Origin of the sequence: Thalassobaculum sp., assembly GCF_040219615.1 — a bacterium.
Taxonomy (GTDB): Bacteria; Pseudomonadota; Alphaproteobacteria; order Thalassobaculales; family Thalassobaculaceae; genus Thalassobaculum_A.
Genome location: NZ_JAVJSE010000037.1, coordinates 75,802 through 98,241, shown reverse-complemented (window position 1 = coordinate 98,241; position 22,440 = coordinate 75,802). Strand labels below are relative to the sequence as shown.

Genomic DNA, 22,440 nt, shown 5'->3' with positions numbered 1-22,440 from the left:
GCGTCCGACCGCCCACCAGAAGCCGATCGGCACCGGCGGCAGCCCGCTGTTGCCAATCGGTCCGGGCCTCGGCTTTGATCCCGATGCCCGCGTCGCAGAACGATGGACCCTCGAGGGATGGACGTAGACAAGCCGGCAACCCGCCGCCGAGCCCGCCGCCGACCCGCCGGACCCGACCGGGTGTCGGCGCGCGACGTGGCACGGCATGCGGGCGTGTCGGTCGCGACCGTCAGCCGGGTCCTGAACGCCAGCGGGCCGGTCGCCGACAAGGTGCGCCGGCAGGTCGTCGCCGCGGTCGAGATCCTGGGCTACACGCCGAACGCCGCCGCCCGGGCCCTGGTGCGCAGCCGCTCCGAGACCATCGGCGCGGTGGTGCCGACCCTGGAGAACGCCAGCTTCGCGATCGCCGTGGAGGCCCTGCAGGCCCGGCTGCGCGCCGCCGGCTACACCCTGCTGCTGGCGAGTTCCGGCTACGACAGCGCGAATGAGAGCACCCAGGTCCGTACCCTGCTGACCCGCGGGGTGGAGGGCGTGGTGGTGGTCGGCGGCAGCCATCACGCCGAGATCGAGCAGCTGTGCGCCGCCCGCGGCGTACCGCTGGTCCAGACCTGGACGCTGCGGCCGGACGCGGCCTGCGTCGGCTTCGACAACCGGGCGGTCGGCCGGCAGCTCGCCGACTACCTTCTCGACCTCGGGCATCGCCATATCGGGGTGATCGCCGGCGTCACCCGCGGCAACGACCGGGCGGCCGCCCGCGTGGCCGGCATCGCCGAGGCCCTGGCGGCGCGCGGCCTGGCCCTGGCCCGCGAGCACCTGATCGAGCGGCCCTACCGGATCGCCGAGGGCCAGATCGGCCTGCGCGCCCTGCTGGCCAGCGAGCCGCGCCCGACCGCGGTGATCTGCGGCAACGACCTGCTGGCGTTCGGCGCCCTGCTGGAAGCCCGCAAGCACGGCATCGCGGTGCCCGGCGAGTTGTCGATCGCCGGTATCGACGACCTGGAGTTCGCAGCCGAACTCGACCCGCCGCTCACCACCCTGCGGGTGCCGGCCGAGGAGATCGGCCGGCGCAGCGCCGAGTATCTCATCGACCGGCTCGAGGGCCGCACCGTGGCGACCGTCACCGAGGTGGCGACCAGCCTGATCGTTCGGGGCTCGACCGCGCCGGCTCCGACGTCCACCCTTCCGACATCCACCGGTCCGCAACCCGGCGGCCCGAATCAAGGAGACGACAGATGACCGACCAGACGCCGATGCGCGGCGTGCTCTCGCCCGTGGTGACGCCGTTCGACGAGCGGCTGGAACCCGACGTCGACCGGCTGATCCGGCACTGCCGCTGGCTGCTGTCGCACGACTGCGGGCTCGCCATCTTCGGCACCAACAGCGAAGGCAACTCGCTTTCGGTCGAGGAGAAGATCGACATCGTCGACCGACTGGTCGAAGCCGGCATCGACCCGTCGCGCATGATGCCGGGCACCGGCTGCTGCGCCCTCCCCGACACCGTCAGGCTGTCCCGCCACATGACCGAGCGCGGCGTCGGCGGCGTGCTGATGCTGCCGCCGTTCTATTACAAGGGGGTCAGCGACGAGGGCATCTACCGCGCGATCGCCGAGGTCATCGACCGGGTCGGCGACGACCGGCTGCGGGTCTACCTCTACCACATCCCGCCGGTCGCCCAGGTCGGCTTCAGCCTCGACCTGATCGAGCGGCTGATCGGGGACTTCCCGGGTATCGTGGCAGGCATCAAGGACAGCTCCGGCGACTGGGAGAACACCCGCGCGATGATCGAGCGGTTCCCCGGCTGGGGGGTATTCGCCGGCAACGAGACGGTGCTGCTGAAGACCATGCAGGCCGGCGGCATGGGCTGCATCTCGGCGACCTGCAACGTCAACGCCCATGGTATCGTCGAGTTCTACAAGACCTGGCAGGAGCCGGACGCCGAGCGGCGCCAGGAGGCCCTGACCGCCCTGCGCAACCGGGTCGGGCAGTACGTGATGATCTCGGCCCTGAAGGCCACCATCGCGCACTACTCCGACGACCTCGGCTGGCGCCGGGTGCGCCCGCCGCTGGTGGCGCTCGACGAGGAGACCGTCGGCAAGCTGGGCCGCGACCTGGAGGCCTTCGGCTTCACCATGCCGGGGCTGGCGGCGTGAGCCGGGCGGCGGCCTGACGACGTCCGGAACGGGTGGTCGCCGGTCCGCGGCGGCCACCATCGAGCGTCGACCGGTTCCCGGCCCCTGGTCGATTTTCAGGTTGACGATTTCGATACAAGATCACGGAATAATAGAACTAGCTGAACCTCAAATAATCGCCGAACGGTCGAAACGCTTTCTTAAGAACTGCGGACGAAGACTTGCTCGGAACCGGTGGCGGATCCGGCGTCCGTCCGCACATGTCGGCTGCCGCACGGTCCTTGAGTCTTTCCTCAACCGAGCAGTATCGAGAGCAGGGGCGGCCGAACATGTTCACTCTAATCCGCAAGCTGACCGGCACCATACGAGCCCGGCTGATCACGCTGGTCGCCGTCCTGATGGCCGGCCTGGTCACCGTCGGGGCCGTCGGGCTTCTGACCGCCAACTACTCCAACAACCGGCTGCAGACGGTCTATGCCGACCGCACCGTACCGCTGGGACAGCTGGCCGAGATCAACAACCGCATGGCCGCGAACATTCTCGCCCTGTACGACGCCGCCAGCGCCGGCGTCAGTGGGCGGGCCGTCGACACCGCGGCGATCCTGCGAGCCGAGGAAGCCAACATCGCGGCGATCGGCGAGATCTGGAAGGCCTACATGGCGACCACCCTGACGGTCGAGGAAGCCGAGCTCGCCAAGGCCTACCAGACCGCCCGCGCGACCTTCGTCAAGGACGGCCTGCACCCGGCGATGAAGCTGCTGGAAGCCGGAAAGTACGACGAGCTGGACGACCTGGTGTCGGAGACCGCGATCCCGCTGTACGAAATCGCCAAGCCGATCGCCGAGAAGCTGATGGTGCTGCAGACCGAGGTCGCCGCGCGGGAATATGCGGCCGCCACCTCGACCTTCACGACCGCCTTCCTGGCCGCCATCGCCCTGCTGGTCGGCGGCATCGTGGTCGGGGCGCTGATCGCCCTGTCGACGATCCGCGCGATTTCGCGCCCGCTCGAGCGGCTGATCGCCGCCATGGGGGAGATCGCGAACGGCAACTACGACAACCGCATCGAGATCGAGCGCCGGGACGAGATCGGACAGGCGCTCGAGCATCTCGTCGGCATGCAGACGAAGCTGGAGGAAACCCGCCAGGAGGAGCAGCGCGCCACGCGCGAGAAGGAGGCCCGGGCCAGCAGGCTCACCGCCCTGACCAGCGGCTTCGACGCCGAGATCTCGGCGGTGCTGAAGACCGTCGCCTCGGCGTCGACCGAGCTTCAGAGCACGGCCGCCTCGCTGACCGCCACCGCCGAGCAGACAAGCCAGCAGGCGCTGGCGGTGTCGGCGGCGGCCGAGGAGGCGGGCGCCAACGTCCAGACCGTGGCCTCCGCCTCCGAGGAGCTGTCGAGCTCGATCTCCGAGATCGGCAGCCAGGTCCGGCAGTCGACCGACATCGCCAACCGTGCCAAGGACGAGGCCGACCAGGCCAATGTCCGGGTCAAGGGGCTGGCCAGCGCGGCCCAGCAGGTCGGCGAGGTCGTCACCCTGATCAGCGACATCGCGGCGCAGACAAACCTGCTGGCCCTGAATGCCACCATCGAGGCGGCGCGGGCCGGCGAGATGGGCAAGGGCTTCGCGGTCGTGGCCGCCGAGGTGAAGAACCTGGCCGCCCAGACCGCCAGGGCCACCGAGGAGATCTCGGCCCAGATCGCGACGATCCAGTCCGCGACCACCGAGTCCGTGCACTCGATCGAGGGCATCGCCAAGGTGATCGAGGAGGTCAACCAGATCTCGACGATGATCGCCTCCGCGGTCGAGCAGCAATCGGCCGCAACGCTCGAGATCGCGCGCAACGTTCAGGAAGCCGCCAACGGCACCGGCGAGGTCACCCGGAACATCGCCGGCGTCAAGCAAGCCGCCGGCGATACCGGTGCCGCCGCCTCGCAGGTGCTGGCGTCGTCCAGTGAGCTGTCTCAGCAGTCAGAATCGCTGCGCGCCCAGGTCGAGCGCTTCCTGTCGGACGTCAAGGCGGCGTAGGCGAATTCGGTCCGGGTCACAACCGGGGGTCGCCCGGCCGCGGCCGCTCGTGGTGCAGGGCCGGATCGAGGGCCGGGAAGTCGGCCAGGCGGACAGCCCACTGGGCGTCCACCTCGGCGTGAACCGCGGCGACCGCGGACTCGTAACGGCCGCGCAACGCCGGGTCGGCATCCAGCGCGCCCCGGAGCCGCCCGCCGCCGAACTCGCCACGATAGCCGGCGGCGCGGGCAATCGCCCGGAGATCGTCCTGGCCCGGCCCGACCGGTGTCCGGTCGGCCGCCCGCAGCAATACGGCGAATTCGATGTCGTGCGGCTCGGTCGGCCGGAACGCCTCGATCCGGTACGGGAACAGCCCGAGCCGCGACAGCGCCCGGCACAGCGCGACGAAGTGGAACGGCGTGAACACGCTGCAGTGAACGTCGAGATAGTCGCCGCCGGCGGCCACCGACACGGCCAGGTCGTGGGCGACCCTGACGTCCTGCATCGCCGGGAACTCGGCCTCGTCGGCGCCGCCCCAGGCGCGCGAGGTCGATACCGCGCAGACCCCGGCGAAATGATCGAACACCTGGTCCGGGCCGGGCCGCTCGAGCCGCCGCAGGTGCCAGCCGAGCCAGTCGGTCAGGGCGGTGTCGCGGCGCTTCAGGTCGAAGGTGAAGCGGCGGTCCGGAAGCACCAGGAAGACGCGGCCGTCGTCGCGCAGCAGCCGGCGGGCGTCGAGCAGCCAGCCGACCGGATCGGGAATGTGCTCGAACACGTGGCTGGCGACCAGCAGGTCGACCCGCAGCCCGGCCGGAACCGCCGAGCTCATCGGCCCGCCGCTCCAGACGTGCGACACCTCGACGATCCGCTCCTTGTCGACCGCCGGGTCGTTCCGATACTTGGCGCGCAGCCCCGGCGTGTCCAGGTGATCGAGATAGCCGACACCGGCTGACCCGGGCACCAGCACCGGATGGTCGAGGGCGCCGATCTCGATGGCGGTCAGCCCCGACAGGCCGACATGCTGCGAAAGGAAGCCCAGCCTGTCCATGTCGCCTCGCCCGTACCGGCCGCCGGCGGGCGGCGCGAGAATCTAGCGCAACGCCGGCCGGGCCGACAGCGCGGCGATCGTCCACCGGTCGGGGCCGGCCGCGATCCCCGGCACACCGCCGAGGCCCCGGTGGTTCTTGCCTTCCGCCCCGCCGCCCGATAAGTGTCCTGGTCCTTACGGCTTCGAGATGCCCTGGAATCATGGCCGACGCCTCTCCCTCGCTGGCTCAACTGCGCGCCGAGATCGACGAAATCGACGACGGCCTGCTGACGCTGCTGGAACGCCGCATCGCGATCGGCCGCCGGGTCGCCGCCGCAAAGGGCGACGCGTCCGGCCCGTTCCTGCGGCCCGGCCGCGAGGCCCAGATCCTGCGCCGGCTGGCCGCCCGCCTGGACGGCTCCGACCTGCCGGTCCCCGTCATGGAGCGGGTCTGGCGGGAAATCCTGGCCGCCAACCTGGCGCGCCAGGTGGATCCGGTCACCGTGGTGTGGGCACCCGAGGGCGCCGAGGCGCTGATCGATCTCGCGCGCGACCGCGGCGGCTCCTCGACCCGGGTCGAGACCGTGACCGGGCCGGCGATGGCGCTGGCCGCGGTGGCCGACGGCCGGGCGACCCTGGCGGTGCTGCCGGCACCCGAACTGACGGCGTGGCGCTGGTGGCCGTCCCTGCTCGTGGAGTCCGACCCGAAGCCGCGCATCGTTGCGCGGCTTCCGCTTTTCGGGGGCCCGGTTTCCGCGCCGGTCGCCGGCGTCGGTGTCGCCTTCCAGGACCCGGACCCGTCCGGCGACGACGTCACCCTGTGGGTGTGCCCGGGCCGGGCCGACGGCGCCGTCGACACCGCCGCCGGGCCGGACGGTGCCGTACTGTCGCTGGTCGCGCTCGACGGCTGGCCGGCGGCCGGCGCCCTGCCGGCCGGCGCCGCCGCGATCGGCGCCTACGCCCGCACTCATCACTGCTGATCCGCCGCCTCCACCGGGAGAATCCGATGCCCAGCGTCGCCCCGAAAGCGTCCATTGCCGGCCTGGTCGCCGGCAAGCCGGCCCTGGCCGGCGCGCCGACCGGCGCGCGCATCGTGCGGCTGCACCTGAACGAGGGCGCACTCGGGCCGTCGCCGCGGGCGATCGCGGCCATGCGGGAGATGGTCGGGCGGATCGACCGCTATCCCGGCATCGACGCCTCGGGCCTGGTGGTCGCGCTGGGCCAGAAGCACGGGATCGACCCGGCGCGGATCGTGCTCGGCTGCGGCTCGGACGAGCTGATCCAGTTCCTGTGCCTGGCCTATGTCGAGCCCGGCGAGGAAGTGATCCATACCCAGTACGGCTTCGTGCAGTTCCCGATCGCCACCCGGATCGCCGGCGGTATCCCGGTCTCGGCTCCGGACGACGGCTTCACCGCCAGCGTCGACGCGATCCTGGAGCGGGTCACGGCGCGCACCAAGCTGGTGTTCCTGGCCAATCCGAACAACCCGACCGGGACCGCCCTGCCGGCGGAGGAGGTGCGCCGTCTGCGCGAGCGCCTGCCCGACCGCGTGCTGCTGGTGGTCGACGCCGCCTATGCCGAATACGTCCAGCGGCCCGACTACACCGCCGGCATCGAGCTGGTCGAGGCGACCGACAACACCGTCATGCTGCGGACCTTCTCCAAGGCCTTCGGCATGGCCGGGCTGAGGCTCGGCTGGGCCTACTGCCCGCAGCCGGTGGCCGACGTCCTGTATTCGGTGCGGCCGCCCTACGGGGTGAACTCGCCGTCGCTGGCGGCGGCCGTCGCCGCCGTCGAGGACCAGGCGTTCCAGGACGCCACGGTGGCCCACAACGCCCGCTGGATGCCGTGGCTGCAGGAGCGGTTCCGGGAACTCGGCCTGGAGCCGATGCCGACGGCCGCCAACTTCATGATGGTCCGGTTCCCGGCCGAGCCGGGTCGCAACGCCGAGGCGGTGCGGCCGTTCCTGGCCGGCCGCGGCATCCTGGTCCGCGAGATGGCCGGATACGGAGCGCCGGCGTACATACGGCTGTCGGTCGGCACGGAGGACGAGAACCGCCTGCTGGTCGACGCCGTCCGCGACTTCCTGAACGGGGCGAACTCATGAGCGATCCAGGCAACAGCGACGACGGCGTCGTGTTCGAGCGCATGGCGCTGATCGGGATCGGCAACCTCGGCTCGTCGATCGCCCGTGCGGTGCGCGAGCGCGGCCTGGTGCGATCGGTGGCGGTCGCCGACCTGTCGGACGAGGCCCGCGCCCGGGCCGCCGAGCTCGGCCTCGCCGACGCGTTCTTCGAGAGCCCGGCGGACGCCGTGCGGGACGCCGACGTGGTGGTGATCTGCACCCCGATCGGAACCTATGGCGCGATCGCCGAAGGCATCGCCCCGCATCTGAAGCCGGGCGCGGTGCTGACCGACATCGGCTCGGTCAAGCAGGCGGTGGTCGCGGCGGTGCAGCCGCATGTCCCGTCCGGCGTGCACTTCGTCCCCGGCCACCCGATCGCCGGCACCGAGAAATCCGGGCCGGACGCCGGTTCCGGCGCGCTGTTCGAGGGCCGGTTCTGGATCCTCACGCCGATCGAGGGGAGCGACCCGGCGGCGGTGGCGAAGCTCGCGAGCCTTTGGACCCGCTGCGGCGCCCTGGTCGAGGAACTGCCGGCGGCCTATCACGACAAGGTGCTGGCCGTGACCTCGCACCTGCCGCACCTGATCGCCTACACCATCGTCGGCACCGCCTTCGACCTGGAAGGCCAGGAGCAGCGCGACGTCATCCGGTTCTCGGCCGGCGGCTTCCGGGACTTCACCCGGATCGCCGGCTCCAACCCGATCATGTGGCGCGACATCTTCCTGAACAACCGCGAGGCGGTGCTGGAGATGCTGCAGCGCTTCAGCGAGGACCTGAGCTATCTGCAGCGCGCCATCCGCTGGGGCGAGGGCGACAAGCTGCAGGAGCTGTTCACCAAGACCCGCGAGATCCGCCAGGGCGTCATCGAGGCCAAGCAGGCCAAGCCCTTCCCCTATGGCGGCAACGGCGGCGGCAACGGAAAGTAGCCGCCGGCAGCCTGCCGCCATGCGGAAATAGCGCTGCACGGTTCCGCCGAAACCGGCGATGCTCCGGGTGCCAGGGACCGCCGGGGATGTGACTGCCATGCGAACGCCGATCCGAACCCGCAGACCGTTCGCGGCCGCGCTGCTGGCCGGCGCCATCGCCGCGGCGGCCATCACGTCGACCGCCGGCGCCTCGGCCGCCGACACGCCGTCCGGCGCCCTGCAGCAGGGAGTTGCGGCCCTGTCCGACTGGCTGCGCGCATCCGGCGCCGGCGAGCTGACCATGTCCGGGAGCCCCACCGCCACCGCTCGAGCCGACGGCGAACTGGTGCGACTGCCCGGCCTGGCCTGGCGGACACCCGGCTCGGTCATCGGGTTCGGCGACGTCGAGATCGTCCGGACCGACGTGGCGGGCGGGCTGTGGCGGCTGACCGGCGCGCTGCCGGCCCGGATGACCGTGGACGCGCCCGGCCAGCCCACGACGGTGGTCTCGGCGCTCCGGTCGGCCTTTGACCTGGTGATCGATCCGCGCACCGGCGCGGTCAGCCGCTCGGCCGTCGAGGCCGGCGACATTTCGGTTGCCATGGAGCCGGTCGCCCGGCTGAGCATCGCCAAGGCGGCCGTCGCCAGCGACCTTCGCCCGGGCGGCGGCGGCAGGATGGAGCTCACCTCCAGCTACCGGATCGACGACCTGATCGTCACCTCCGCGCCGGCCGCCCAGGGCGTCCCGGCGGAAGAGCTGTTCCGCGTGAAGTCGATCGCCAGCGAGGCGAGCCTCGGCGGCGTCGACTGGCCCCGGCTGGTCGAGCTGCAGGCCCTCCTCGCGACCGCTCCCGACCAGGCGGCGGCCGCAGCCGACCCGGCGCTGGCGCGCCGCGCCGAGGCCCTGGCGACGGTGCCGGATGCGGTCGCCGACGGTGCCGCGTTCCGCTTCGACCTGCAGGACGCCCGCCTGTCCGCGGCGGCCGGCGGCCCCGGCGGGATCGGCCGGCTCGGCTTCCGGTTCGGCTTCTCCGGGCTGTCCGGCGACGCCGTTTCGGCGACCGTCGGCTACTGGCACGACGGTCTCGCCTTCGCCGGCGCATTGCCGGTCGACGGCAACGTGGTGCCGGACAGCGTCGCGCTCGAGGTCTCGGTCGAGAAGCTGCCCGGCCGCGACCTGTTCCGCCTTCTCGAGTCCGGCGACCGTGCCGGCCCCGACCTCCTGGCCCTGCTGCAACGCACCGGCGCGACCGCACGGATCGACCGCGCGCGCGTCGCGGTCGGCGACACCGGCGCCGAGCTGACCGGCAGCGTCGCCGCCTCTCCGACCGCCCCCGACGGCGCGGTCGGCCAGTTCGCGCTGACGGTGGTCAATCTCGACCGGATCGTGGCGGCGCTCGGCGGCCTGGCCGGCGACGAGCTCGCCGCCCTGCAGCTCGCCGCCGCGCTCGGCCAGCGCACCCAAGGCGTGGACGGCAAGGTTACCCACCACTGGGGATTCGTGCGTGACGGCGACGGTCGCTCCCTCCTGAACGGCAACGACGTCAGCGCGCTGTTCGCCCAGGGACTGGCGTCACTCGAGGCCGGCCCCCCGGACGCGCCGGCCCCGACGGCGGACCCGACGGCGGACCCGACGGCGCCCCCGGCGGCGGCGGGCGGGCTCTCGGCGGCGCTGATCGCCGAGCGACTCGAGGAGCTCGGCCTCGGAGCAAGCGTCGCCGACGACGGCGCGGGCACGCAGACGGTCACCGCCGCGCTCAAGGACGCGCTGGACGGCCAGACCCTGACGGTCGAGCTTTACGATTGCGGCCCGGACGGGCTGTGCGGCAGCGGCATGATGTATCTGGGCGTCGAGCCCGAGCGACAGGTGCCGCTGGCCGCGGTCAACGACTGGAACAGCGCCGCGCGCTGGGTCCGCGCCTATCGGGAGCAGAACGGCGCGCTGTGGCTGGAGCTCGACATCGCCGGCGAGGTGCTCGGCGCGGGCCAGGTCGACGCCCTGATCGGGCACTTCCTTGCGGCCGCGGAACGGTTCGTTACGGAGCTGGCGGAGGCGCAGTAGCGCGGTTGCTAGTCCGCGATCGAGCGGACCCGGGCGACCGGGAACTGGCCGATCCTCAGTGTGCCGTCCTGAGCACTGACCGGTGCCTTGAGGCGCTGGCGTGAACCATCCTCCGACGGCTCGCTGGCCGCGATCGCCGCGATCTTCAGCAGGGCCGCGTCGCCCGGCTTCAGGCGACCGAGGGCGACCAGCCGGTCGAGCGCCTCGGCCACGCCCTGCACCTGCGCGACGCCCGCCCCCTCCGGCCGCATCGCGGCGTCGAGCGCCACGGTGCCGTCGCCGACCAGATCGACCGGCGACCACGAGACCGACAGGTGGTTGACGTCGATGACACCGCCGGCATCGCGCCACATCGCCAGGCCCGGCAGGCCGGCGGTCGGGTCGACGGCGCCGCGCAGCGCGGCCTGCCAGGACAGCGTCGCCGGCCCCTCGAACGGCAGCCGCTCGACGCCGGTGGGCCGGACGCCCGCGGCACTTCCCGAGACCTCGAGGGTGGTCGGCACCGCCGCCACCGCGCCGGATTCCGGCTCAGGCGTCGGATCGATATGCGCGTCGACCGCCTCGACCGTCGCCAGGACCGCACCGCCGGGGCCGATCAGGTCGAGATTGCGCAGGGTCAGCTCGACCTGCCGGGGACCGTGCTGACCGAGGCTCACCACCGCGACCATCAGGCCGGCATCGGCGGTGACCGAGCCCCAGGACCCGGCGGCGCTGGCCCGGCCGCCGCCGGTCGGCACCACGGTGACGCGGAACGGATTCCACAGCGGGCTGCTGGCCACCACTTCGGAGGCCGCCGCCGCCAGCAGGGTCGGTCCGTCCTCGCGGGTCCAGTGGACCTGGCGCAGGGTGACGGCGACGGTCAGCGGGAAACCGCCGAGCGCCATCGGACCGTGCTCGATCCGGTCGCCGAGGGCGCGCCGCTGATCGATCCAGCTGCCGAGCGAGGCCTCGACCCGCAGCGCCACGAGCTGCCAGGCGATGATCCAGCCCGCGACCAGCAGCAGGGCCGCGCCCCCCGCGACCAGCCCGAGCCGGCGACGCAACGGCTTGCGGTCGGCCGGCTGCGGGCGTCCCGGCCCGGGCCGGGTTGTGTCTGGCGACGACATTGCGTATGCGGTCCGGCCGGTTGTCGAGACCGCGGAAACATAGGCTTGCGGAGCGTCGGATGAAAGAGGCGGATGCCGGCGGCGGCGGCGATGGCGCCGAAGAAGGCGAGGGCGGGATCTGGATTTTCGGCTACGGCTCGCTGATGTGGAACCCGGGCTTTCCGTTCGTCGAACGCGCGAACGCGCGGCTGCTGGGCCGCCACCGGCGGCTGTGCGTGATTTCGCGCCACCACCGCGGCGACGCCGCCCGGCCGGGCCTGGTGATGGGGCTGGATCGCGGCGGATCCTGCCGCGGGATCGCCTACCGGGTGCCGTCCGCAGCGGTCGCCGGGACCCTCGCCTACCTGCACGAGCGCGAGACCGCGCACTACCCGGTGTACCGGCGTGCCGACCTTCCGGTGGTGCTGGACGGCCCGACGCCGCGCACCGTGCGCTCGGTGACCTACGTGATAGACCGGACGGACCCGGACTACGCCGGCCACCTGACGGTCGAGCAACAGGCGGCCATCGTCGCCGTGGCGCACGGCCTCTCGGGCGCCAATCGCGACTACCTGAAATCGGTGGTCGAGCACATCCACGCGCTCGGGCTGCGCGACCGGCGCCTGGAAGCGGTGCTTCACGCGCTCGGGGATCGGCCGTAGCATTCGCGCAAAAGCCGATCCGGGAGGACCTCCATGAACGCGCCGGCACGCATCAGCCATCTGCTGACCCAGGAAGAGATCGAGCACTATCACGAGCGCGGCTACGTGGTTCCGCGCTGGCGGCTGCCCGCCGACCTGCTGCAGCGCATGCGCGCCGACCTGGACGAGCTGCTGGCAGCGAACGAGGGCGTCAGCCGCGACTCGATGTTCTGCCCGCACATCGCCCAGGGCGGCACCCAGGGCCTGCGGGGCTCGGAAACCTGGCTGGAGCACGCCCGCATCCCGGAGGTGCTGGACATGGTCGGCCAGGCGATCGGCCCGGACTTCCTGCTGTGGGGCACCACGGTGTTCGGCAAGCCGGCCGGGACCGGCAAGCGGGTGCCCTGGCACCAGGACGGCGAGTACTGGCCGATCCGCCCGCTGGCCACCTGCTCGGCCTGGATCGCGCTCGACGACGCCACCCCGGAGAACGGCTGCCTGCGGGTGATCCCGGGCAGCCACAAGGGGAACCGGCTGCGCGCCCACACCCGGAAGGACAGCCCGGACCTGGTGCTGAACCAGGAGCTGAACGCCGAGGAATACGATGAGGCCGACGCGGTCGACATCGTGCTGGAGGCCGGCCAGCTGTCGCTGCACGACGTCTACCTGGTGCACGGCTCGGAGCCGAACCGCTCGACGAAGCGCCGCGCCGGCTACGTCTGCCGCTACATGCCGACCAGCTCGCATTTCGACCACGGCTACGGCGCCGAGCTGCAGAAGCGCTCCGGCCAGGTCGACTTCGGCACCCGCGCCCTGTGGCTGATGCGCGGCAAGGATCTCTGCGGCAGGAACGACTTCGCGGTCGGGCACTGAGTCCCTGCAATACCCACCTCGGCGCGGTGGGTGGGTTCCGGCTCGGCCGCGCCGAGGGCGGCGCGTCCGTCCGGAATGACGGCAAGGAATATCGGGCCGCCGTCTTCCTTTAGCTTTCGTCATTCCGGACCGGACCGCCAACGGCGGGATGGAGCCGGAACCCACGACGTGACGGGCCGATGGGCATCACCGGCGACAGTACACCGAAGCTGTCTCCCGCCGCCGCCTGGGCCGGCTTCCTCGCCATGTGCGTCGGCATGTTCATGGCGATCCTGGACATCCAGGTGGTCGCCAGCTCGCTGCCGGCGCTCCGCGACGCGCTGGCCATCCCGGCCGACCGGCTCAGCTGGATCCAGACCGCCTATCTGGTCGCCGAGGTGGTGGCGATCCCGCTGACCGCCCGGCTGACCCGGCCGCTGACCCTCGGCGGGCTGTTCGTCGCCGCCATCCTCGGCTTCGTCGCCGCCAGCCTGGGCTGCGCGCTCAGCACCGGCTTCGGCTCGCTGGTCGGGTTCCGGATCGTCCAGGGCTTCTTCGGCGGCATGGTGATCCCGGCGGTGTTCACCGCAGTGTTCGTGCTGTTCCCGGCCGACCGGCGGGTGGTGCCGACCACGGTCGCCGGGGTGTTCGCGATGCTGGCCCCGACCCTCGGCCCGGTGGTCGGCGGGTATCTCACCGAGACCCTGTCCTGGCACTGGCTGTTCCTGGTCAACCTCGGCCCCGGTGTCGTCGCCGCGGCGGTCGCCGCCCGCTGCGTCAGGATCGGCCGGCCGGAGCCGCGGCTGCTGCGCCGGGTCGACCTCGCCGGGCTGCTGTTCGCGGCGGTGTTCCTGGCCGGGCTGGAGCTGACCCTGAAGCAGGGGCCGGAGCGCGGCTGGGCCGGGCCGGTGGTCTGGGCGCTCGCTGCCGCCTGCGCCACCGGCGCGGCCGCCACGGTCTGGCGCTGCCTCCAGCACCGCGAGCCGCTGGTCGACTTGCGCGCCTTCGCCGACCGGCCGTTCGCGGCAGCGTGCGCCCTCAGCTTCGTGCTCGGCGCCGGGCTGTACGGGGCGACCTACCTGCTGCCGCTGTATCTCGGCTTCGTGCGTGGCCACGGCCCGATCGCCATCGGCACCACCATGATGGTGACCGGCGCCGCCCAGCTGCTGGCCGCGCCGGTGGCTGCCTGGGCCGAGCGGCGCTGCGACCCGCGCTGGCTCGCCGGGCTCGGCTACGCGCTGTTCGCCGCCGGCCTCGTCTCGAACGCCTGGACCACGCCGGCGACCGATTTCGACGGGCTGTTCTGGCCGCAGGTGCTGCGCGGGGTGGCGGTGATGTTGTGCCTGCTGCCGACCACCGCGGCGGCGCTCGAGCGCTTCACCGGCGACGCGCTCGCCAACGCCAGCGCGCTGTTCAACCTGCTGCGCAACCTCGGCGGCGCCGTCGGCATCGCCGTGGTCGACACCATCCTGTCCCGGCGCCCGGCCGGCCACGGTGCCGCCCTGGTCGAGCGCCTGCAGGCCGGCGGCCGCGACGCCGCCGGCTTCGTCGGCCTGCCGCTCGACCGCTTCGACGGCACCCCGCTCGGCCCGATCGACGAGACGACCCGCGCCTACGTCGCCCCACTGGTCGAGCGCGCCGCCCTGGTGATGGCGTTCAACGACGCCTGGTGGGTGCTGGGGATCGTGTTCGCGGTGTCGCTGGTGCTGGTGCTGGGGATACGAGGGCGCGGCTGAGCGGGGCACGTCGCCTCGTGGGTCCCGGAGCCGTCCGCTCCCGCGGACTCTCCGGGATGACGATCATTTGCCTCGTCATTCCGGAGGGGGCGCAACAGCGCCCGGCTCCGGAACCCACCCGCTGCTTCCGAAACCCGACGCCACCTCAATACATATGCTGGCCGCCGTTGATGCTGAGGGTCGAGCCGGTGATGAAGCCGCCCTCGTCGGCGGTCAGGAACACCACGCCGCGGGCGATCTCCGAGGCGTGGCCGAGGCGGCCGACCGGGATGCGGGCCTTGATCTTCTCGAGCACGTCGGCTGGCACGGCGGCCACCATGTCGGTATCGATGTAGCCGGGCGCGATGGCGTTGACCGTGATGTTCGAGCGCGCGCCCTCCTGGGCCAGGGCCTTGGTGAAGCCGTGGATGCCGGACTTGGCGGCGGCGTAGTTGACCTGGCCGTACTGGCCGGCCTGGCCGTTGATCGAGCCGATGTTCACCACCCGGCCGAACTTGCGGGCCCGCATGCCCTCGATGGTGCAGCGGCACATGTTGAAGCAGGAGCCCAGGTTGGTGTCGATCACCGCCTGCCACATCTCGTGGTCCATCTTGTGGATGGTGCCGTCGCGGGTGATGCCGGCGTTGTTCACCAGGATGTCGATCGGGCCGACCTCTGCCTCGACCTTGGCGACCCCGGCCTGGCAGGCCGCGAAGTCCGAGACGTCCCACTTGAACGACGGGATGCCGGTGCGCTGGGTGAACTCCTTCGCGCGCTCGTCATTGCCGGCATAGTTGGCGGCCACCTTGCAGCCGGCCTCCTTGAGCGCGATCGAGATCGCCTCGCCGATACCCCGGGTCCCGCCCGTCACCAGTGCCACGCGTGCCATTGACCGTCACTCCCTCTGTTCGTTGCCTTCCCCGGAAGCCGCCCCTCTGCGGAGGCGCGCTCCCCGATCCTCATGCGACCGCGCGCTGCCGCGTCAGTCGCGCTCGACGCACATCGCGACCCCCATGCCGCCGCCGATGCACAGCGTCGCCAGCCCCTTCTTGGCGTCGCGGCGCTGCATCTCGTGCAGCAGGGTAATCAGCACCCGGGCGCCGGACGCGCCGATCGGGTGGCCGATGGCGATGGCGCCGCCATTGACGTTCACCTTGGACGGATCCCAGGCCATGTCCTTGTTGACGGCGCAAGCCTGGGCGGCGAACGCCTCGTTGGCCTCCACCAGGTCGAGGTCGTCGATCGACCAGCCGGCCTTCTTCAGGGCGAGGCGGCTGGCCGGGATCGGCCCGGTGCCCATGATCGTCGGGTCGACGCCGGCGGTCGCCCAGGAGGCGATGCGGGCGAGCGGGGTGACGCCGCGCCTGGCGGCGTTCTCGGCGCTCATCAGCACCATCGCGGCGGCGCCGTCGTTGATGCCCGAGGCGTTGCCGGCGGTCACGGTGCCGCCGTCGCGCAGGAACGCCGGCCGCAGCTTGGTCAGGTTTTCCATGGTGGTGTCGGGCTTCAGGTACTCGTCGGCCTCGACCACGGTGTCGCCCCGGCGGCCCTTCACCGTGACCGCGGCGATCTCGTCCTTGAACCTGCCGGCGGCCTGGGCGGCGGCGGCCTTCTGCTGCGAGGCGAGCGCGAACGCGTCCTGCTGCTCGCGGGTGATCTGGAACTTCTGGGCGACGTTCTCGGCGGTGTTGCCCATGTGGTAGCCATGGAAGGCGTCCCACAGCCCGTCCTTGATCATGGTGTCGATGAACTGCAGGTCGCCCATGCGCTGGCCGCCGCGCAGGTGCTGGGCATGGGTCGACATGCTCATGCTCTCCTGGCCGCCGCACACCATGACCTCGGCGTCGCCGAGCGCGATCGCCTGGTAGCCGAGCGCCACGGTCCGCAGGCCGGAGCCGCACACCTGGTTGATGCCGTAGGCGGTGCGCTCGACCGGGATGCCGGCGGCGATCGCCGCCTGGCGGGCCGGGTTCTGGCCCTGGGCGGCGGTCAGCACCTGGCCCAGCACCACCTCGTCGACCTCGGCGGCCTCGGTCTTGGCGCGCGACAGCGCGGCCCGGATGGCGACCTCGCCGAGCTGGCTCGCCGGCACGGTGCCGAACGCGCCGTTGAACGCACCCACCGGCGTACGGGCGGCGCCGGCGATCACGACCTGGGTCATGGCAGTCTCCCCTCTTTGGAACGTCGTTCGTTCACTCGCCTGTCGGCGCTCTGCCGGACCCTTCTCGCGGCGTCCGGCCTCCCGGTCAACATAGGCCGCAGCCCGGTATCCCACAACCGGCGGCGCGGGTAGTTGAGATGGATCAGGCACCCCGCCTGGCACAAACCGGTTAACGCGAATTTCATTGTGTCAACGCAACACCCCGCGGTCGTCGGCGGAGTACAGGCTCCCCTCCTCCTCCTTGGCCGCGTCGAGAACGCGGTCGCCAACAGGGATCCTTCCATGCCCAGCATGTTCGAACTCGGCTCCTATCGAACCGCGACCAAGATCGTCGCGGTGGTCGCATTCCTCTGCATGGTAACCGTCGGCGTCACCGGCCTCAGCATCTCCTCGCTCGGCACTCTCGACAGCTCGGCCGACGAGCTCGAGGTGGCCGGGCGCGAAACCACCCTCGGCGCCGGTCTGAACACGCTGGTCGTCGCCCTCAACCGCGCGGAGTACCGGGTCGCCGCCGACCCGGCGGCGGAAACCGTTGCCGAAGTCCGCCGTTCGGTCGCCGAGGACCGCGAGCTGTTCGAGGAGCGCCTGGCCCTGGCGCGGTCGACCGCCACCGCGGAACAGGCCAAGCTTCTGGACCGGATCGAGGAGTCGTATCGGAGCTATCTCGGCGAGCTCGACGACACCCTCGCGGTCGCCGGGGCCGAGAGCGCCGGCATCGGCCGCGACGCGGCCCGCGACCGCATCATCGCCTCGGTGCAGTCCAGCCGCGCCGCCGCCGCCGCCCTGCGGGACACCGTGCGCGGCTACGTTTCCATCACCGAACAAGCGGCGGGCACGATCTCGGCCACTGCCACCGCCATCTACGAGCGCACCCGCCTGATCCTCTTCGCCGTCGCCGGCCTCGGAATCCTGATCGGCGCCGCCGCGGCCATGGCCGTCGCGCGCTGGGGCATCGTCAAGCCGATCGCCGCCATCGTCGCCTGCCTGAAGCGCCTGGCCGAGGGCGACCTGTCGGTCGAGGTGACCGGCACCGCGCGGCGTGACGAGGTCGGCGACATCGCCCGCACCGCCGATGTGTTCAAGGGCAACCTGCAACGGGTCCGGGACATGGAGCGCGAGGCCGACGAGGAGCGCGAGCGCAACGCCGCCGAGCGCCGCAGCGCAATGTTGGCGCTCGCCGACCGGTTCGAGAAGGAGGTCGGCGCGGTTGTCGGCGGCGTCTCGACCGCCGCCACAGAACTTCAGGCCACCGCCACCCAGCTCTCGGCCATGGCCGAGGAGGCGAGCCGGCAGTCGACGTCGGTGTCCGTGGCGACCGAACAGACCTCGGCCAACGTCCAGACAGTGGCGGCCTCGACCGAGGAACTGAGCAGCTCGATCGGCGAGATCGCCCGGCAGATGTCCGAAGCCTCGAAGCTGGCGCGCGACGGTGCCGACAAGGCACAGACCAGCGAGAACAACGTCGAGCATCTGACCCAGGCGGCCCGGCGGATCGGCGAGATCGTGTCGCTGATCTCCGACATCGCGGCCCAGACCAACCTGCTGGCGCTCAACGCCACCATCGAGGCGGCCCGGGCCGGCGACGCCGGCAAGGGATTCGCAGTGGTCGCTTCCGAGGTGAAGACCCTGGCCACCCAGACCGCAAGGGCGACCGAAGAGATCTCGCAGCAGATCGGCGAGATCCAGGGTCGGGTCGACCAGGCGGCCGAGGCCATCACCGCGGTCTCGCACATCATCGTCCAGCTCGATCGCAACGCCGCGTCGATCGCCTCGGCCGCCGAGGAGCAGAACGCCGCCACCACCGAGATCACCCGCAACGTCCAGCAGGCGGCGGGCGGGGTCCAGGAGGTGGCGAGCAACATCGAAGGCGTCAGTCAGGCCGCCACCGAGACCGGTTCGGCGTCGGCCCAGGTGCTGTCTTCTTCGAACACCCTCGGTCAGCGCGCCGGCGACCTCCGCCTGGCCGTCGACCGCTTCCTCGGCGAAGTCCGGGCCGCCTGATCGGGCGTCCAATCGGGTCGACGGCGGGGTCGTGTCCGGCCCCGCCGTCCCTCCCGTGCGATTGCGGCCAACCACCGTCAACCGAATCTCGTTAACCGCTTCGGCTCAGCGATCCTTAACGGATCGCCCGGTAGCCTGGGAGCCGATCAACCTGGTTCCGCAATCGCTGGGAGCTGCGCGATGACACAGGAACATCCGGCCAAGGTCGTCGAATGGCGGCACATCGTGGAAAGCCTGGCGGACCGCTTCGGCGCGGAGGTCTACCGGACCGTCGCCGGCATCGCCGTCGCCGCCTCGACGGTGGAGGCGGTCGCCGCGACCGGCGGCCCCGACGTCCGGACGGCGACCGCGGCGATCCGGCAGGTCTCGGCCGGGCTGCACCGGATCGCCGCCATCACCGGCGGTCTGCGCCGCTCGGTCGACCAGGCGATCCGCCAGATGATCGCGGACTCCAAGTCGACCCGGACCGACGCTACATCAGGCAGCGCCGACAGCGTCAACCGACTGGTGCAGGCCGTCTTCCTGGCCCGCGAGATCGACTCGCTGGCCACCGACATCGCCGGCCTCGGCAACCTGCTGGCCGCCCCCCTGTCCCACGTGGCCCCGCCGGCCGGCTCCGACCTCGCGGCGGCGGCCGGCAGGATCGCGACACTGGCCGCCCGGGCGGTGCCCGCCACCGACGAGATCGGCGCCCGGCTGGCCGAACTACAGCAGCACGTCTCGGCGGCGCTCGCCGGACCGCACGCCGGCGACCACGGCCTGCTGGCCAGGCCCCGGGCGGCCTGACCGGCCGGCCCGGACGCCCGGGCTCAACTCCGGGCAGCCTCGCCGAGCAGCGGGTACTGGCTCCACAGCGACGGCTCCATCACCGGCTCGGCGCGCGCCAGGTAGCGGCCGTCGAGCCGGCCGAAACCGGGTGCCCCGAGCAGGCCGAGGTCGACCCGCGCCTCCTCCTCGAGCAGCTCCAGCACCCGCACCACGCCGGCGGCGCCGCCGGCCGCCAGGCCGCAGCACAGCAGCCGGCCGATCCCGACCATGTCGGCGCCGAGCGCCCGCGCCTTGGCGATGTCGCTGCCGCGGGTGATGCCGCCGTCGACCACCACCGCAGCCCGGCCGCGCACCGCGTCGACCACCTCCGGCAGCACGTCCAGCGCGCCCAGGCCGTGGTCGAGCTGGCGACCGCCGTGGTTGGACACGAACACCGCGTCGGCGCCGTGCTCGACCGCCAGCCGGGCATCCTCGGCGGTGGCGATGCCCTTCAGGATCAGCGGGATATCGTAGGTCTTCTTGAAGCGCGCGATGTCGCCCCAGTTCAGCGCCTTCTGGAACTCCATGCCCGGCACCTGGCGCCACGGCTTGACGAAGCGGTTCGAGATGTCGCGCTCGCGCCGGCTGTACCAGGCGCTGTCGACGGTGATCGCGAAGGCGTCGTAACCGTGGTCGATCGCCCGCCCGACCACGCCGTCCAGCCAGGCGTCGTCGCCGCGCTTGTACAGGCAGAACACCTTCATGCCGTTGCCGGCCGGCACCTCGGCGATCGACTCCAGCGGGAAGGTGCCGACCGAGGACAGGAACAGCGGCACCCCGAAATCCGCGGCCGCCTGCATGGCGGCGCGCGGCCCGTCCGGGTGGAAGCTCTCGAGCGAACCGATCGGGCACAGCAGCACCGGCAGCCGGAGCCTGCGGCCGAGGAAAGATCCGCCGCAGTCGACCTCGCGCATGTCCTCCAGCACCCGCGGCCGGAACGCCCAGCGGTCGAAGGCCAGGCGGTTGCGCCGCACGGTGGTCTCGCTCTCGGTACCGCCGCGCAGATAGTCCCAGACGTTGCCGTCCAGCCGGCTGCGGGCCCGGTCGACGACCTCGTGCAGGGTCTGGCAGGCCTCGCGAAGCTCCTCGATGGTCTCCGCCTGCCGGGGCCGGATAGTGTCGTTCATGCCGTTGTCGTCTCCAGGGTTTCGGTCAGCCAGTCGATCAGGGTGCTCCAGGCGCGCTTCGGCGCGCTGGAGCCGACCACCATGCCGATGTGTCCGAGCGCCAGGTCGGCGCGGGTGGCGTTCGGCAGCCGGTCGGCGAGCGCCCGGGCGGAGGCCGGCGGCACGATGCGGTCGCGCGCCGGCACCATCACCAGGGCCGGGAGATCGATCCGCTCCGGCAGCACCGGGCGGCCGGCGATCCGCCACTCGCCGGCCATCGGCGTGTTGCGCCCGTACCAGTCGAACAGCGCCTCGCGGGCGACCGGGGCGGCCAGCGGCACGCCGTCGTTCAGCCAGTCCTCGAGCGCCACGAACTCGGCGGCCTCGGGGCTGCCGGGGTCGAGCTCGGCGAAGCGCAGGAACTTGCGGATGACCAGCATCGGGTCGAGCGAGAAGAACAGGGTCTGGATCAGGTCGGTGGGAAGCCAGCCGGCTGCCTCGATCATACCCGTCAGCCAGGGTTCCGCCAGGGGCAGCGACGCCGCCACCGGCGGCGCGTCGGCGGCGAAGTCCCAGGGCGTCGCCAGCAGGGCGAGACCGGTCGTGTCGCGCGGCCGGCGCTGGGCCAGCGCCAGCGCCAGCAGCCCGCCCATGCAGTAGCCGAGAACCGCCGGCCGGCGGCCGGTGATGGCCAGCACCGCCTCCAGCGCGCCCTCCAGGCGGCCGGCCACGTAGTCGGTCATGGTGAAGCGCCGCTCGGTCTCTCCCGGGAACCCCCACTCCACCAGGAACGGCCGGAACCCGGCGGCCGCCAGCCCGCGCATCAGCGAGCGCTCCGGCGCCAGGTCGAGCACGTAGCCGCGGTTCACCAGGGACGGGATCACCAGGACCGGCGCGCCGCCGGTGCGGGCGGTGGCCGGCACCGCCGCCTCCGGCACCGCGCCGTAGTCGAGCAGCAGGGTGCTGCCTTCCTTCCAGCACACCGGCGGATCCAGCGGCGGGCGGCGGTAGGGATGGGCGCGATAGGCCTCGATGCCGGCCATGAAGCGGTCGAGCCGGCGGCGAACCTCGTCGTCGAGCGCATCGTCGAAGGAACCGGGCATCGCGGGCCCGGTGGCCGGGTCAGCCTCCTGGCCGGCCCTTGCCGCGGCCCGCGCGGCCTCCAGCGCCGCCAGCTGGTCCCGCAGGCCGGTCGCCGCCTCGCTCGAGCCGGTCTTCCAGTCGAGCGATCCGCGCTTCCAGGCGGCGGAGCTCGCGTAGGACGACAGCCAGGTCGTCAGGGCCGCGGTCAGATACAGCGGCAGCGGCCGCGGACCCGGCCGCGACGGGCCGCCGCTCGGGCGTTGTGCGCTGCTGTATCGGCCGGCCATGCTCGTCCCGTTCGTCGCCTGCCGGGCCATCATACGCCCTGCCGGCGGCCGGCCGGTACCCCGGCTGCAGGCCGTCGTCGCCGTCGGCCGCCGCGGCTGCCCCGAAAGGCCGTCCCGGGCCGCCCGCCATGGCCGCCCCGCCCATCGCGGTGCCCCACAGCGCGGTCCAGCGCCGGACCGCGTCCGTCACCTCGGGATCGGTCGCCATCGCCTGCACCTGGTCCTGCCAAAGGTCCAGGAACCGGCGGGCCAGTTCTTGCGGGTCGGGGGTTCGCGTCATGGCGGCGGAGTATGTCACGCGACCGGATCGGGGCCAAGCGACGGAGCGGTTACGACGCGCCTGCGGTTTCGCGTCGCGGCAGACCCGGAACCCCAGCATTTCCGAGGCTTGGCCACGTTACCCGTTGCAAAGCAACAGGCAAACGCGCAGTCTTTGTCGCGGTTCGGG

Annotated in this window: 18 protein-coding genes; 12 read left to right on the top strand and 6 right to left on the bottom strand. The window is 72.2% G+C overall.

Annotation, left to right across the window (positions count from 1 at the left end; all coding sequences use genetic code 11):
* Positions 1-195 precede the first annotated feature (195 nt).
* From RIC31_RS18520 to RIC31_RS18510, 3 genes are all read left to right on the top strand, one after another.
* On the top strand, positions 196-1,236 hold the full coding sequence (locus RIC31_RS18520) for a LacI family DNA-binding transcriptional regulator (protein WP_350111171.1): 1,041 nt from the start codon (positions 196-198) through the stop codon (positions 1,234-1,236).
* On the top strand, positions 1,233-2,150 hold the full coding sequence (locus RIC31_RS18515; RefSeq protein WP_350111168.1) for a dihydrodipicolinate synthase family protein: 918 nt from the start codon (positions 1,233-1,235) through the stop codon (positions 2,148-2,150). Before RIC31_RS18520 ends, RIC31_RS18515 begins: the two co-directional genes overlap by 4 nt.
* 308 nt (positions 2,151-2,458) lie before the next feature.
* The gene (locus RIC31_RS18510; RefSeq protein ID WP_350111165.1) at positions 2,459-4,156 is read left to right on the top strand and encodes a methyl-accepting chemotaxis protein; all 1,698 of its coding nucleotides are present in this window, start codon (positions 2,459-2,461) and stop codon (positions 4,154-4,156) included.
* A gap of 16 nt (positions 4,157-4,172) precedes the next feature.
* Here RIC31_RS18510 and RIC31_RS18505 read toward each other — a convergent pair whose 3' ends face one another.
* A complete protein-coding gene (locus RIC31_RS18505; RefSeq protein ID WP_350111162.1) occupies positions 4,173-5,183 on the bottom strand; it encodes a methyltransferase domain-containing protein in 1,011 nt (336 codons plus the stop codon).
* 200 nt (positions 5,184-5,383) lie between these two features.
* Between RIC31_RS18505 and RIC31_RS18500 the strand changes: the two genes are divergently transcribed.
* The 4 genes from RIC31_RS18500 to RIC31_RS18485 all read left to right on the top strand — a co-directional run bounded on the left by RIC31_RS18500 (position 5,384) and on the right by RIC31_RS18485 (position 10,254).
* Positions 5,384-6,142 carry a chorismate mutase gene (locus RIC31_RS18500; protein ID WP_350111159.1) on the top strand — a complete coding sequence of 253 codons (759 nt, stop codon included), beginning with the start codon at positions 5,384-5,386 and terminating at the stop codon, positions 6,140-6,142.
* A 26-nt stretch (positions 6,143-6,168) separates the two neighbouring features.
* A complete protein-coding gene (locus tag RIC31_RS18495) occupies positions 6,169-7,269 on the top strand; it encodes a pyridoxal phosphate-dependent aminotransferase (RefSeq protein ID WP_350111156.1) in 1,101 nt (366 codons plus the stop codon).
* Positions 7,266-8,213 (top strand): prephenate/arogenate dehydrogenase family protein, encoded by a 948-nt coding sequence (locus RIC31_RS18490; RefSeq protein WP_350111153.1) that lies wholly within the window; start codon positions 7,266-7,268, stop codon positions 8,211-8,213. The genes RIC31_RS18495 and RIC31_RS18490 overlap by 4 nt, the downstream gene beginning before the upstream one ends.
* 97 nt (positions 8,214-8,310) lie before the next feature.
* Positions 8,311-10,254, top strand: coding sequence for a YbjN domain-containing protein (locus RIC31_RS18485; protein ID WP_350111150.1), 1,944 nt, complete (start codon positions 8,311-8,313; stop codon positions 10,252-10,254).
* Between the two features lie 8 nt (positions 10,255-10,262).
* Here RIC31_RS18485 and RIC31_RS18480 read toward each other — a convergent pair whose 3' ends face one another.
* Positions 10,263-11,360, bottom strand: coding sequence for a DUF2125 domain-containing protein (locus RIC31_RS18480; RefSeq protein WP_350111147.1), 1,098 nt, complete (start codon positions 11,358-11,360; stop codon positions 10,263-10,265).
* A 59-nt stretch (positions 11,361-11,419) separates the two neighbouring features.
* Between RIC31_RS18480 and RIC31_RS18475 the strand changes: the two genes are divergently transcribed.
* From RIC31_RS18475 to RIC31_RS18465, 3 genes are all read left to right on the top strand, one after another.
* Positions 11,420-12,001 (top strand): gamma-glutamylcyclotransferase, encoded by a 582-nt coding sequence (locus RIC31_RS18475; protein WP_350111144.1) that lies wholly within the window; start codon positions 11,420-11,422, stop codon positions 11,999-12,001.
* Positions 12,002-12,034: 33 nt separating this feature from the next.
* Positions 12,035-12,853 carry a phytanoyl-CoA dioxygenase family protein gene (locus RIC31_RS18470; RefSeq protein WP_350111141.1) on the top strand — a complete coding sequence of 273 codons (819 nt, stop codon included), beginning with the start codon at positions 12,035-12,037 and terminating at the stop codon, positions 12,851-12,853.
* 179 nt (positions 12,854-13,032) lie between these two features.
* Positions 13,033-14,568: a DHA2 family efflux MFS transporter permease subunit gene (locus RIC31_RS18465; protein ID WP_350111138.1), complete on the top strand. Its 1,536-nt coding sequence runs from the start codon at positions 13,033-13,035 to the stop codon at positions 14,566-14,568.
* A 145-nt stretch (positions 14,569-14,713) separates the two neighbouring features.
* Here the strand turns inward: RIC31_RS18465 and phbB are convergent, their stop codons facing one another.
* Together phbB and RIC31_RS18455 are read right to left on the bottom strand one after the other, a co-directional pair.
* Positions 14,714-15,436, bottom strand: a complete 723-nt coding sequence (gene phbB, locus RIC31_RS18460) for an acetoacetyl-CoA reductase (protein ID WP_350111135.1) — start codon at positions 15,434-15,436, stop codon at positions 14,714-14,716.
* Between the two features lie 93 nt (positions 15,437-15,529).
* Positions 15,530-16,708, bottom strand: a complete 1,179-nt coding sequence (locus RIC31_RS18455; protein WP_350111132.1) for an acetyl-CoA C-acetyltransferase — start codon at positions 16,706-16,708, stop codon at positions 15,530-15,532.
* 282 nt (positions 16,709-16,990) lie between these two features.
* On the opposite strand from RIC31_RS18455, the gene RIC31_RS18450 reads away from it, so the two are divergent.
* Together RIC31_RS18450 and RIC31_RS18445 are read left to right on the top strand one after the other, a co-directional pair.
* Positions 16,991-18,709, top strand: a complete 1,719-nt coding sequence (locus RIC31_RS18450; RefSeq protein ID WP_350111128.1) for a methyl-accepting chemotaxis protein — start codon at positions 16,991-16,993, stop codon at positions 18,707-18,709.
* Positions 18,710-18,889: 180 nt separating this feature from the next.
* Positions 18,890-19,495, top strand: coding sequence for a hypothetical protein (locus tag RIC31_RS18445; protein WP_350111125.1), 606 nt, complete (start codon positions 18,890-18,892; stop codon positions 19,493-19,495).
* Positions 19,496-19,518: 23 nt separating this feature from the next.
* Here RIC31_RS18445 and RIC31_RS18440 read toward each other — a convergent pair whose 3' ends face one another.
* Both RIC31_RS18440 and RIC31_RS18435 read right to left on the bottom strand, forming a co-directional pair.
* Entirely contained in the window at positions 19,519-20,643 is a 1,125-nt protein-coding gene (locus RIC31_RS18440; protein ID WP_350111122.1) for an alpha-hydroxy acid oxidase, read from the bottom strand.
* Entirely contained in the window at positions 20,640-21,992 is a 1,353-nt protein-coding gene (locus RIC31_RS18435; protein WP_350111119.1) for an alpha/beta fold hydrolase, read from the bottom strand. The genes RIC31_RS18440 and RIC31_RS18435 overlap by 4 nt, the downstream gene beginning before the upstream one ends.
* Positions 21,993-22,440 lie beyond the last annotated feature (448 nt).